Source organism: Paenibacillus gallinarum (genome assembly GCF_014836635.1).
Taxonomy (GTDB): Bacteria; Bacillota; Bacilli; order Paenibacillales; family Paenibacillaceae; genus Paenibacillus; species Paenibacillus gallinarum.
On sequence record NZ_JACSQL010000004.1, the window covers coordinates 161,258 to 173,280 of the forward strand.

The window sequence follows — 12,023 nt, forward strand, 5'->3', positions numbered from 1 at the left end:
ATGGACAGGTATGAGTAGTAGTGGAGTGGGAACTTCCAAAGTAAGGGTTCTCCCTGGTTTTGGAATAACAATGGGTTTTACGGTTCTATACTTAAGCCTCGTGGTACTCATTCCACTGGCTGCACTTCTGTTTAATTCAACAGGTCTTACATGGGGCAAGTTCTTCGATATGGCTAGCAATCCTCGGATTTTGGCCTCTTTTAAAGTCAGCTTTATGACTGCTGGTTTTGCTGCTTTTGCGAATTTGTTTCTAGGTCTGCTGCTTGCATGGGTGTTAGTACGTTATGAGTTTCCTGGTAAAAAAATATTTGATGCGATTATTGATCTGCCATTTGCGCTGCCTACGGCAGTCGCTGGGGTGGCACTTACCGCTTTGTATTCGCCTAACGGCTGGATCGGTTCCCTTCTTGATCCGCTTGGAATCAAGATTGCTTTTTCTCAGCTGGGCATTACGCTCGCGCTTATGTTTATCGGTATTCCGTTTGTCGTTCGAACCGTCCAGCCCGTTTTAGCTGAACTCGATACCGGTTTAGAAGAAGCGGCGGCAACGCTGGGTGCAGGACGCTGGCTGACGTTTCGTAAAGTGATTCTGCCTGAACTGATTCCTCCTCTTCTGACCGGGTTTGCGCTGGCATTTGCAAGAGGGATTGGGGAGTACGGATCGGTCGTCTTTATTTCGGGAAACATGCCTATGAAGACAGAAATCGCTCCACTGCTCATCATGACACAGTTGGAAAAATTCGATTATGCCGGAGCTACAGCCGTCGCTTTATTGCTCTTGCTCGTATCTTTCGTTCTGTTGCTTCTAATTAATACCCTGCAGCGCTGGAGCCGCAAAACATCCCGCAGATAAAGAAAAGGAGGAATCCATAATGGCAGGAACCGTACCTTTAGGAAGAGGATCTAAAGTACAGACAAAAGCATCCCGGGGAGCAAGCGAAGCCACCTGGGTCAAGTGGACACTGATCGGAGCGGCTGTACTTGTGATGGGCTGGCTCCTTATTTTGCCCCTCGTTATCGTGATCACGGAAGCTTTAAAACAAGGAGTTGGCGTATTTATCGCGGCTCTTACGGAACCCGATGCGCTCGCGGCATTGAAACTTACCTTAATCGTAGCAGCAATTACCGTACCGCTGAATACCATTTTTGGGGTCATGGCTGCTTGGCTCATTACGAAATTCCACTTTCGCGGCAAGGGGTTGCTGATTACCTTAATCGACCTTCCGTTCTCCATCTCACCTGTAGTCGGCGGACTTATGTTTGTGCTTGTATTTGGGGCAAGCGGATGGTTTGGTCCTTTGCTGGAAGCAATGAATACGAAAGTTATTTTTGCGGTACCCGGTATTATTCTAGCTACCTTATTCATTACTTTTCCTTTTGTAGCAAGAGAGCTTATTCCGCTCATGGAAGACCAAGGAACGCAGGAAGAAGAAGCGGCGGTGATGCTGGGTGCTAAAGGGTGGAGAGTGTTTTTCTCAGTTACTTTGCCTAACATCAAGTGGGGCTTACTGTACGGTGTTATTTTATGTAATGCCAGGGCAATGGGGGAATTCGGGGCTGTATCCGTTGTATCCGGGCATATCCGGGGAGAGACGAACACCTTGCCTCTTCATGTTGAAATTTTGTATAACGAATATCAATTTTCTGCCTCTTTTGCTGTAGCCTCTTTGTTGTTGTTGCTGGCTCTGGCAACGCTCATATTAAAAAGCTTCTTTAGCAGAAAAAGTACACATTAATCATAATCCCATAGAGGGCAGTGGCCTAATATAAACAGGAGGCGTTTGTAATGGCGAAACCGCTAAAAGTGGATGAAGTGTGGTTGGAACGGATTGCTGACTTACTAAATGAGATGGAGTTCGGCTCTGTTTCTATCGTGGTACATGAAGGTCAGATTGTACAGATCGAACGTACTGAGCGCAAACGATACGATAATAAGGCGGCGGCACGTACTTCGTCAGCGGGCAATGCGGGGAAGACTTCTGCTGAATCGAGAGGGGTAAGTAAGGCGTAAGCGGTTATTCTGTGCTCATCGGTAGTGTAGGGGTGGCGGGAAACGATCTTTCCGTGCTCATGCTCCACTTGTTTTGGCTGGACGTAAGTAGACTCGGGAGAAGTAGTAGTCCAGCCAAAGCCAAAAGTCGCTATGATCTCGGAATGATCTTATTCCCTGGAGTTACGTTGTAAGGTGAAAAAGGGCAAAGCTTCCTCCCCACGTGTGGGAGGGGTAAAGGACGTCGCTGTTTCCTTGGGGTAAACAGCGAGTCATAGAAGAAAGAGGGGAGGCGGGCTAGTAATTAGCTGCCTTTTATTTGTTATGTGGGGGGAAACGATCTTTCCGTGCTCATGCTCCACTTGTTTTGGCTGGACGTAAGTAGACTCGGAGAAGTGAGGGTCCAGCCAAAGCCAAAAGTCGCTATGATCTCGGAATGATCTTATTCCCTGGAGTTACGTTTGTGTAGGGAGAAAAAGGGCAAAGCTTCCTCCCCACGTGTGGGAGGGGTAATGGACGTCGCTGTTTCCTTGGGGTAAACAGCGAGTCATAGAAGAAAGAGAGGAGGCGGGCTAGTAATTAGCTGCCTTTTATTTGTTATGTGAGAGGAAACGTTCTTTCCGTGCTCATGCTCCGCTTGTTTTGGCTGGACGGCTCCATTAATGGTTACGATAGTCCCAACTATTAGTAGTAGGATAGAAATTATTATGGTAATCGCTCCTTCGTTTAAAAATAGAAAGATTTCTTATTCTTGCTCCACCTCATCCCATTTACCAGGGGTTATCTCTTTATATAGGTAAGTTTTGTTTTCGAAAGTCCCCTCTATATAACGATATCCGTCTTCTACCCACTCTTTGGTCACGTCAATATCAAATGAATCTGAACTGGTATCATATATTACTGTGTATTCACCTCTCGATAATACAACCTCGCGCTTCTTCGGGTAAAAGGAATGATAATCTGTGCTGCCTAGCTCCTCTCCCCAATATCCTGCAATTCCACCTTGATTATGATGAGAACTAATTGTTCTATATTTAAACTTCAGCCAGGTTCTTGGATCGATAGGGAACTCAAAATATGTATTGGGTGTCACGGTAATATACGATTTTTCTCCCACAGGGTATCGTGCTTCTACTTCTTGATAAATGATGCTTTTTACGATGATTTTATAGATGCAATAAAGAAGGACAAAGATAACAGCCAAAATAACGGGTAATTTGGTTCTCCTCTTCAGGCAAAAAGCGAGAAGCAGTCCTGTTGCTAACGGAAACCATACCCACGGATCACCTAACGTCAGGGCCTCCATAATAAAAAGTTTGTCACTAAAAGGATAAAGTAATGGGATATCGTGGCCCATATAATCTAGAAATAAATGCCCTCCAATAGCCGATGCCGTAGAAGCTCCCCACAAACGCCAAAAAGAAACTTTCCTAAGTAGAAGTTTAGCGATAAGAGCGACCCATACAACAACGAGTGGAGCGAATAACAAAGAATGTGTCCAAGGTTGTAAATCACGTCCACCAAGCAAGTCGGGGGCTATACCACTCAGTCCACCTATGAATAGGGAGGCTATCCGCTGTATCCATGTACCTTCAGGAAGCAAGCAATAGGAAATAGCAGCCCCTAGAAGGGCGTGGGATAATATATGAAAAAACAAATAGAGATGTGGATCCAAGGTGAATAGTCAGCTCCTTTCTTAAGCTACCTATATAACACTTGAACCTCTTAAAAAGTTCACATAAAAAAGATCCTTTCCCATTTTGTTGAAATAGGCAGGATCATATGTCGTTTCTTCACATGAATTGTATATCATCCTATAGTCAGGAACAGATTCTTACGAAATCTAATATATAAATAAAGTTATGTATTTTCTATGTAATATAAAAAGCAATCCTTCCCTTTGTACAGGGAAGGATTGCTTTTTACGTCTTCTTTGTCTACTGGCATTGTACTCGAAAATATTATTTATTATCTTCATCTTTATCGAAATCTTGATTCTCTTTCGTTTCCTCTATTGCAAGAACCTCTGCATGATGGATCACCGGACGGTTAGACATCAAATCGGGATGACCTACATAAGGTCGTTCCTTACGTGAAGGGGGTTTACTAAGTCTGAATCCGAGCAGGAATAAAAGAAGCTGAACCCCAAGCACATAGGGAGCTGCAGATAGTCCGATCAAGTGGAACAATGCGGCGAGAATGATAAGAATCGATAACATAATATTCGTAAAACCTGCATCTGTTCGAGGTTTGGACAAAGCGAGAATGTAGATATACGCTGTAGTGATGAGCCCGGAAACGAATCTAGCGGAGACGATAATCCAATCATATACCGATGGTGTGATAGCCGAATCAATTTCCACGATAAATTGATAGATTAGGAACGCGATTCCTGTTGCCGCAAGAGGGGCGAATAAAGGTTGTACAATCTGCCACAGGGCTTGTCCCCAGCTAGGCGAATGCAGTATAGACAAAAGTTGATTTCGTTCTGCGGCAAGCTTAGCCATTTCACGGTCAAGTCCACGCTGTAGCAGTTCCAGTCTGGATTCATCTCTTTCATTAAGGCAAGCTTGAATCTGTTCTTGCAAATGAGGGTTTAAACAAGGCGCTGATTTACTTTCCTGAAGAGCAAGGATAAGGGCGCCATGGAAAGGTTCCCCCGGCAGACCTTCACGCTGTAAGCCAAGTGTGATTTGGCCAGCCAATCGAGAATAGGCATAGAGTGTGTCTTGCAGCTCATCCGCTCGCCTATATTTGTTCTGTTTCAGCGTTGAAGCATGATATATGTATAACCACAACAGCAGAACAATAAAAAAGGCGATGAGGGCAATTGTAGGTACTGATAACGGAACTGTATTGATACCTGCTAGCATGTTCAGGCTTCTTCCTCCTTCCGTACATTCTTTACTTCTTTCACTATTGCATATGAAAACTAGGTTTTCAAGTCATATCCCTTAGATCTGGATAAGCATTGTTTTCCATCGCCCTAAAAGGAACGCACGTTTTCATTTAACCCAAAAATCACTTACAATATCAGGAGATAGAAACCTAAACTCTTAGAAAAGAGGTGGACACGAGTGTTGATAACTTATGAAATTCCTTCGATAGAATCCTATTTAAATCTACGTCGTGCTGCTGGGTTGAGTGAAATGAGTAGGGAAGGTGCCGAAAAAGGGTTACCTTCTACTTTATTTGCTGTCAGTTTAATGGAGGGCGAAAGATTAATGGGAATGGGCAGAGTCGTCGGCGATGGCGGATTACAGTTTTTAGTATGCGATATTGCTGTTCATCCAGATGAACAGGGCAAAGGATACGGGAAGATCATCATGAAAGAAATTAAATACTATATAGATGAACAAGTTCCTGCTGAGGGTATCGTGTCTCTTATTGCGGATAAGCCGGCAGATCGATTATATGGGCAGTATGGTTTTATATATGCGGCCCCGGACTCCCTCGGTATGTGGTTCAAACAGAAGCAGGAGTAAGAATCTTCGTGAACATAAAAAAGGCGATAATTGACAAAATTACATAACTGTGAAAAGATGGAGAGGTAACAAATCCGATCAAAAAGCGGATCATTGATATAAACATAAGTTATAAGATGAATATACAGAGATATCAACATAAAGAGAAAAAAAGGGCCCCTTTGAATTCTGACGGAGATGTTCAGAAACAGCAAGGAGGGCCTTTTCATTATCAAAAAAGGGGATGTTGCCAGCATATTTTGGTCGGAAAATGTGAGGAGGCTATGTTCATGGTAAGGGATAACTACAGCTATTTAAGTCATCTGGAATGTCCAAAATGCGAACTTATCTACCATTCAACGGAGGTACAGCAGGTATGTTCCTGCGGTTCTCCGCTGTTAGCCCGCTATGATTTAGAAAGTCTAAGTAAGGATTGGGATCCTTCCTCGTTAAAAGACAGAGAAAAGAATCTATGGAGATATCACGAACTGCTGCCCGTACGGCAGCCGCAGCATATTGTTTGTCTTGGTGAAGGTATGACACCACTGCTGCGTATGCCAAGTCTCGGTATGGATATGTCGATTCCAAAACTTTATATGAAAGACGAGAGTCTCATGCCAAGCGGATCGTTTAAGGCTAGAGGAGCGGCTGTTGGTATCTCGAAGGCAAAGGAACTTGGCGTTCATCGATTTATAATACCGTCTAACGGTAGTGCAGGAGCGGCTTGGTCATTATACGCTGCGCGCGGAGGGATGAGTTCTTCCATAGTAATGCCGGTTCACGCACCTCGTATTACTCGTGATGGGTGTATTGCAGCAGGAGCCGAGCTTCTACTAGTGAAGGGTTCCATAAGTGATGCAGGACGAATGGTAGCTGAGAAAGTGAAGCGTGAAGGTTTATACGATGCCACAGCGCTAAAGGAACCTTATCGGATTGAGGGTAAAAAGACGATGGGCTTCGAAATTATCGAACAAATGGATTTCGAGGTTCCAGATGTAATCCTTTATCCTACCGGTACTGGAGCAGGACTCATCGGTATTCATAAAGCACTGCAAGAACTACAAGAGATTGGCTGGATATCAGGTCCGCTTCCAAGGCTTGTAGCTGTTCAATCAAAAGGTTGTGCACCCATTGTGAAGGCGTGGGAAGATCAGCAGACAAAGTCTATGTTTTGGGAGCAGTCGAGTACTGAGGCTCATGATATTCATGTTCCTAAGACAATAGGAGATTTTCTTGTGCTGGATGCAATCTATCAAACAGGCGGCGCTGCCATCTCGGTAACGGATGAGGAGATATCGGCAGAGCAGGAGCAGGTTACTAGAATGGAAGGAAGCTTCCTATGCCCTGAAGGAGCTGCCACATTTGCTGCGGCACGAATTCTTCGGTCCAATGGCTGGATTGAAGAGGAAGAAAAAGTGGTGGTACTGAATACGGGATCTGGACTCAAGTATCCAAGAATATCAAGTAACGAAGTCACATTGCTTGATCCTGAGGAGGCTTGGACATCCTAAAGGTTTTAAGGAGTAGGCTCCATCTATTATCAAAGGATAATGGAATTCATAGTTTAGGTGAGGAACTATCGTTCTATTCTTATAAAGAATAGAGATGGTTCTTTTTTAGTGAGAAAATAGTGAACTTTTGATTTTTGATGAATCTTCTTTATAATGAGACATACCGTTTTAACTGTTGGATAAATGGATTAATACATAGTGAGAAATATCTGTACAGGGAATTTATTAAGAAATGGGGAATAAATAATGAAGTTAATTATATTTGGTGCATCAGGAACCATTGGACAAGCGATCATGCAAGAAGCTTTGAGACGAAAACATGAGGTTACGGCGGTTGTTCGCAATCGATTTAAACTTAATGAAAAACATGATCTACTTACGATTGTAGAAGGTGATTTGCTCAAACCTGATTCCATTGCTGAATTGGCAAAAGGTCACGAAGTGGTGATTAGCGCTTACGGCCCTAAGTTTGGAGCAGAAGAGGAACTGGTGGAAGTGGCTCGTGCCCTTGTAGAAGGATTACGCAAAGGCGGAGTAGAGCGACTGATCGTGGTTGGCGGAGCAGGAAGCTTGATGACGGATGAAGGGATTCCACTTATGGAAACAGCGGGATTCCCAGAAGAAGTGAAGCCTCTTGCGATGGCGCATCAAGATGCCTATCAAATCTATCAAGAATCGGATCTTGACTGGACTTACCTGAGTCCTGCCTCCACCATTGAGCCAGGGTTCCGTACAGGTAACTTCCGAATTGGTACAGACCGATTAGTAGTGGATGAAGATGGTCAAAGCCGGATCTCTGTAGAAGATTATGCTGTAGCCCTTCTTGATGAAGTAGACGACCCTTATTTCAGCGGTTCTAGATTTACGGTTGCTTATTAACGGTCTCTAGTAGATGAAAGACAGAAAAAAAAGCGAAGACAAGTGCTTCGCTTTTTTTCATACCATTTGGACAGGAGGAGAAGCAGTGTGTATGTAGTTACAGCAGATCAAATGAGAGAACTAGATGAGTATGTTATAGAATCTTGGGGTGTTCCCTCTGTTAGTCTGATGGAAAACGCAGGTAAGGCACTTGCAGAAGAAGTGCTCCATTTATGTCAGAACCGGCAGTCAAAAGAGCAGACTGTTAATGGAAACCCACTTATCTCTACTGAGGCAAGAGCAGCTTTTGATCGATGGAAGGGGACACGTGGCCAGATCAGTAACGATGCTGTACTCCGAGGCGAGAAAGTATGCGCAGAACACTGGTATATCCTTGTTGGAAAAGGAAATAACGGCGGGGATGGGCTGGTAGCTGCTCGCCACCTATGGGAAGCTGGGATCGGAATCACCCTAGTATTTGCCGGGTCTCCGAAGGAACTACGGGAAGAAGCTCTGCTTGAGTATCACACAGCTGAATCGATGGGGATTCCATCTATCCTATTTACAGGACAGGGAGATCTGACATTCGCTGGTGGAACAGGAATTATTGATGCCTTGCTCGGTACAGGAAGTAAAGGTGCTCCGCGAAATACGTATGCTTCTTTGATACAAGCAGCGAATGGGAGTGGATTGCCTATTATTTCGGCAGATATTCCGAGTGGACTGAATGCAGATACGGGGGCTCTCTATGAGCCGCATATCCGGGCAGAAATGACGGTGTGTTTCGCATTATTAAAGCGAGGTCTTACACAGTTTCCAGGCGCCGATGCCGCTGGGCATATTAAAGTACGTTCTGTCGGGATTCCGCCTCAGCTTGCAGAAGGACGATTTCGTGAGACCGTCTATTTACTTACAAAAGATATATTGTCTGAGAAGCTAAAAGTGGATCTTACTCAAAGGCGAGCGGAAGATGGTCATAAAGGAACATATGGTCATGTACTGCTTGTGGCAGGCACGCTAGCGATGAGCGGTGCCGGACTGCTCAGTTGCCGGGCGGCACTGCGATCCGGTTCTGGGCTTGCTACATGGGCGCTGCCTTCCGAGCTGCTCCCGCATGTCATTGGTGCAGTGCCTGAGCTCATGCTTGCCGCTGCGGCAGACGGTCCGCAAGGAACATGGAATAGAGTATCGGCGCAGAATATCATCAAGCTCGCAGAGAGTAGGGATGTCATCGCAATTGGCCCCGGACTGGGACGTTTTGAAGAGGATACAGCTTGGCTGAGTCAAATATATAAAGAGGTAGACCTACCTATGGTTATTGATGCGGATGGACTGAATATGTTGGCAGAGGGGGGCTTGGATTTCTTTGAACATAAAAGGTGTAGAAAAGCTCCCGTTATTCTGACACCACATCCAGGGGAAATGGCGCGTCTTGCCGGTGTGTCTACCAAAGAAATTCAGCAAAACCGAATAGATCATGCTTTGTCCTATTCAGCGAAAACGGGAGTAACGCTTGTTCTAAAAGGTTCCCGTACCGTGATTGCTACGCCCGAAGGGAATGCTTATATTAACATGACAGGTCATGCTGGGATGGGAACAGGCGGTACAGGAGATGCGCTGACGGGAATCATAGCTGGTCTGCTCGCTCAGGGATACAGTGCAGAGCAAGCAGCTGTATTTGGGGTATACCAGCATGGCAAAGCCGGAGAGACCGCTGCAATGATGCGGGCTCATCCAGCAGGAGTCATGGCGGGAGACCTCATCGAATATTTGTAAGTAAGAACGAAAGAGAAGTGATTCCTACGGGGGAATGATCCTACTTCTTAGGTTGACAGTAAGGGGATTACATTGGTATTATTTTCTAATACCCATAAAAATAGTAGGATTTATTAGGATACAGTACAGCAACAATAAAAATAGATACTAGAGGTGAATGAAGTATGGCTAAAATTGCAGTGATTAATGGTAGTCCTTCTCTGACTTCAAGATTAAATGCAGTTATTGAATATGCAGAGCACGAGCTTAGAGAAGCTGGCTTTGAAGTAGATCGTATCAACGTGGCAGAGCTTCCTGCGGAAGATCTGATTCTAACTAAGTTTGAGAGTGAACATATTGTAAAAGCCAATGGGATCGTTGCTGAAGCGGATGCCGTGATTGTGGCAAGTCCGGTGTACAAGGCATCTTACACCGGTGTCCTTAAAACCTTTCTTGATCTTGTGCCTGAACGTGGTCTTGCCGGAAAAACCATCCTTCCTCTGTTCATCGGCGGAAGCCTGGCACACTTGCTGACTATCGATTATGCTTTGAAACCTGTTCTTTCTGTACTTGGCGCACGGCATATTCTTGCTGGAATTTATACAGTAGATGCTCAGGTAGCACGTAATGAGCAGGGCGGTCTCGATATTGCTCCTGAACTGTTAGCAAGGCTCCAATCGGGAATTCAAGAATTCACGGAAGAGATTCAGCTTCGTGAAACTCAAAAGAGTGTAAAAGGTTAATATGGATTATAGGAAAGAGCTAGCCGGATAAGCGGTAGGGCTCTTTTTTATAATAAGAATTAGCAGCAATCACACTACAAAAGCAACTGGTTATATATGGTATAATAGGTTTGTAATTTGTATTGGAGGGGGAAATGACGATTGAGTATTCAAGGAATTAACCATTTCTGTTTTTCTGTATCAGATCTTGCCAAATCAATTACATTTTACAAACACATTTTTGATGCTGAGATTGTACTTGAAGGCCGAAGATTGGCCTACTTTGATTTAAACGGGATATGGATCGCATTGAATCAGGAAGATGTCCTTCGTAACTTTACTGCCCCAACGTACACACATATTGCATTTACGGTAGATGAAGAAGATCTGCCGCCTCTGCGTCAGAAGCTGAACGAGGCTAATGCTAAAATTCTGCCAGGCCGTGAACGGGATGCAAAAGATAAAGAGTCCATTTATTTTCTGGATCCAGATGGACATATGTTTGAATTTCATACAGGTACTCTGGAAGATCGCTTGAACTTCTATAAAGAAGATAAACAACATATGACGTTTTACCGTTAAGAACGGCTACTTTTTATACAAGTAAATGAAACGAAAAGAACCCTATAAAGACACTTTACTAAGTGTCCATATAGGGTTCTTTTTTCACTTCAGGAAGGAGCTATCTTATAGATCGTCAAATCCGTTGTCGTCTCCGACTTTACCGTAGTTACGGGATTTCGCTTCAAAGAAGTCCGTTTTTGTTGAGTTCAACGCATCATCAGAGAAAGGTTTGATCCAAGGCATACTGTTTACATCTACGCCGTCATATAATTTCTCAAGTCCCATGAGACGCAGACGTTTGTTTGCAGTGTATTTAATGTAATCTTCCAGTTCTTTCAGGTCGATACCGCGAACTTTACTGAGTGTATAGTGCGCCCAATTGGTTTCCAGTTCAACCGCACGGTTAATCGTGCGATAGAGGTAGTCGCGATTTTCTTTGGTATCCAGTTCAGGGTAATCGGCAAGCAGCTGTTTGAACACTTCGGCGAAGAAGTAGCAATGCTGGTTCTCATCCCGCTGAATATAAGAGATCATCTGACAAGTACCCATCATCTTCTGATCTCTTGCAAGATTGTAGAAGAAGGCAAACGTACTGTAGAAGAAGATTCCTTCTAGAATCAGATCTGCTACAAGCGCTTCGTAGAACGATTGAGGTGTTGGTTCATCACGGAAGTTCTGATAGATATCTGAGATAAATCGGTTACGCTCTAAAAGAACAGGGTCATTTTTCCAGTATTCAAAAATCTCTTTCTGTTCATCCCAAGAAACCAAGGAAGAAAGAACATATGAATAGGACTGATTGTGAACGACTTCTTGCTGAGCAATAATCGCAGAGATCGCCTCAAGAGAGGAATCCGTCAAATATTCTCTTACGTCACCCACAAACATCGTTTGCATGGAATCGAGTACAGCGAGCAGACCGATGTTGATTTTGAAAGTACGCTGTTCTTCTGGATCAAGCTGTGGAAATTGCTGCGCATCTTTGGACATTGGGATCTCATCTGCGATCCAGTAGTTCAATAAGAGTACTTTGTACAATTTATACATATGCGGCATCCGAATGTCATTCCAGTTCAGGATCCCGGAGCTTTCTCCGTTAATGATACGTGTTGATTTATTTGGCGCTTCTGTATTGAAAATATTTTGGACTTTCATGGTC

At 44.2% G+C, this 12,023-nt stretch carries 12 protein-coding genes; 9 read left to right on the top strand and 3 right to left on the bottom strand.

Going from position 1 to position 12,023, the window contains the following annotated elements:
• Positions 1–10 precede the first annotated feature (10 nt).
• From cysT to H9647_RS11750, 3 genes are read left to right on the top strand one after another with little or no spacing between them, the layout of a single operon-like run.
• A complete protein-coding gene (gene cysT / locus H9647_RS11740) occupies positions 11–853 on the top strand; it encodes a sulfate ABC transporter permease subunit CysT (RefSeq protein WP_191800053.1) in 843 nt (280 codons plus the stop codon).
• Positions 854–872: 19 nt separating this feature from the next.
• On the top strand, positions 873–1,736 hold the full coding sequence (cysW, locus tag H9647_RS11745) for a sulfate ABC transporter permease subunit CysW (RefSeq protein WP_191800055.1): 864 nt from the start codon (positions 873–875) through the stop codon (positions 1,734–1,736).
• Positions 1,737–1,786: 50 nt separating this feature from the next.
• Positions 1,787–2,011, top strand: a complete 225-nt coding sequence (locus tag H9647_RS11750) for a YezD family protein (protein ID WP_191800057.1) — start codon at positions 1,787–1,789, stop codon at positions 2,009–2,011.
• A gap of 724 nt (positions 2,012–2,735) precedes the next feature.
• Here the strand turns inward: H9647_RS11750 and H9647_RS11755 are convergent.
• A complete protein-coding gene (locus H9647_RS11755; protein ID WP_191800059.1) occupies positions 2,736–3,665 on the bottom strand; it encodes a metal-dependent hydrolase in 930 nt (309 codons plus the stop codon).
• 286 nt (positions 3,666–3,951) lie between these two features.
• Entirely contained in the window at positions 3,952–4,863 is a 912-nt protein-coding gene (locus H9647_RS11760; RefSeq protein ID WP_191800061.1) for a hypothetical protein, read from the bottom strand.
• 204 nt (positions 4,864–5,067) lie between these two features.
• Here H9647_RS11760 and H9647_RS11765 point away from each other — a divergent pair, with 204 nt between their 5' ends.
• The 6 genes from H9647_RS11765 (at position 5,068) to fosB (ending at position 10,882) form a co-directional block, all read left to right on the top strand.
• On the top strand, positions 5,068–5,475 hold the full coding sequence (locus H9647_RS11765; RefSeq protein ID WP_318245297.1) for a GNAT family N-acetyltransferase: 408 nt from the start codon (positions 5,068–5,070) through the stop codon (positions 5,473–5,475).
• Between the two features lie 269 nt (positions 5,476–5,744).
• On the top strand, positions 5,745–6,965 hold the full coding sequence (locus H9647_RS11770; RefSeq protein WP_404822620.1) for a threonine synthase: 1,221 nt from the start codon (positions 5,745–5,747) through the stop codon (positions 6,963–6,965).
• Positions 6,966–7,211: 246 nt separating this feature from the next.
• On the top strand, positions 7,212–7,844 hold the full coding sequence (locus H9647_RS11775) for an NAD(P)-dependent oxidoreductase (RefSeq protein ID WP_191800065.1): 633 nt from the start codon (positions 7,212–7,214) through the stop codon (positions 7,842–7,844).
• An 87-nt stretch (positions 7,845–7,931) separates the two neighbouring features.
• Positions 7,932–9,599 carry an NAD(P)H-hydrate dehydratase gene (locus H9647_RS11780; protein ID WP_191800067.1) on the top strand — a complete coding sequence of 556 codons (1,668 nt, stop codon included), beginning with the start codon at positions 7,932–7,934 and terminating at the stop codon, positions 9,597–9,599.
• A 164-nt stretch (positions 9,600–9,763) separates the two neighbouring features.
• Positions 9,764–10,321: an NADPH-dependent FMN reductase gene (gene ssuE / locus H9647_RS11785; protein ID WP_191800069.1), complete on the top strand. Its 558-nt coding sequence runs from the start codon at positions 9,764–9,766 to the stop codon at positions 10,319–10,321.
• A 141-nt stretch (positions 10,322–10,462) separates the two neighbouring features.
• Positions 10,463–10,882, top strand: coding sequence for a metallothiol transferase FosB (gene fosB, locus H9647_RS11790; RefSeq protein ID WP_191800071.1), 420 nt, complete (start codon positions 10,463–10,465; stop codon positions 10,880–10,882).
• Positions 10,883–10,987: 105 nt separating this feature from the next.
• Here the strand turns inward: fosB and H9647_RS11795 are convergent, their stop codons facing one another.
• Positions 10,988–12,019, bottom strand: coding sequence for a ribonucleotide-diphosphate reductase subunit beta (locus H9647_RS11795; protein WP_191800347.1), 1,032 nt, complete (start codon positions 12,017–12,019; stop codon positions 10,988–10,990).
• Between the last annotated feature and the right edge of the window lie 4 nt (positions 12,020–12,023).

Coding starts and splice junctions, on each gene's coding strand:
- cysT (WP_191800053.1), top strand. CDS start 11: ATGAGTAGTAGTGGAGTGGGAACTTCCAAAGTAAGGGTTCTCCCTGGT.
- cysW (WP_191800055.1), top strand. CDS start 873: ATGGCAGGAACCGTACCTTTAGGAAGAGGATCTAAAGTACAGACAAAA.
- H9647_RS11750 (WP_191800057.1), top strand. CDS start 1,787: ATGGCGAAACCGCTAAAAGTGGATGAAGTGTGGTTGGAACGGATTGCT.
- H9647_RS11760 (WP_191800061.1), bottom strand. CDS start 4,863: ATGCTAGCAGGTATCAATACAGTTCCGTTATCAGTACCTACAATTGCC.
- H9647_RS11770 (WP_404822620.1), top strand. CDS start 5,745: ATGGTAAGGGATAACTACAGCTATTTAAGTCATCTGGAATGTCCAAAA.
- H9647_RS11775 (WP_191800065.1), top strand. CDS start 7,212: ATGAAGTTAATTATATTTGGTGCATCAGGAACCATTGGACAAGCGATC.
- ssuE (WP_191800069.1), top strand. CDS start 9,764: ATGGCTAAAATTGCAGTGATTAATGGTAGTCCTTCTCTGACTTCAAGA.
- H9647_RS11795 (WP_191800347.1), bottom strand. CDS start 12,019: ATGAAAGTCCAAAATATTTTCAATACAGAAGCGCCAAATAAATCAACA.